This window comes from Rhizobium sp. PRIMUS64 (genome assembly GCF_023006465.1).
Lineage (GTDB): Bacteria > Pseudomonadota > Alphaproteobacteria > Rhizobiales > Rhizobiaceae > Rhizobium > Rhizobium leguminosarum.
Map to the genome: position 1 here is coordinate 1 of NZ_JALBGX010000383.1, position 235 is coordinate 235.

Sequence of the window (235 nt, forward strand, 5' to 3'; positions counted from 1 at the left end):
TAGGCAATCCATCCCCGGAGGAGCGGATTGATCTGTTTGGCGATTTCAGCCAGCGTCCCCGGCGTTTGCCGCGGAATGTTCAAGCTCTTGATCGTGGCCCGCATCGATTTTAGCGCCGCCGGACTGGCCGCTGGGGTATAGCCACAGAAGAACTCATTCCGCTGTGAAGTCGCCACCTGTCGCGGCCTGAACTGGTATCCAAGGAAGTCAAATTTGACAGTCGGATACATTTCCC

At 56.6% G+C, this 235-nt stretch carries 1 protein-coding gene; it reads right to left on the reverse strand.

What is annotated here, in order from left to right; all coding sequences use genetic code 11:
- A partial coding sequence (locus MOV76_RS40240; RefSeq protein ID WP_309506949.1) for a group II intron maturase-specific domain-containing protein occupies window positions 1–230 on the reverse strand: 230 nt, incomplete at its 3' end.
- Window positions 231–235 lie beyond the last annotated feature (5 nt).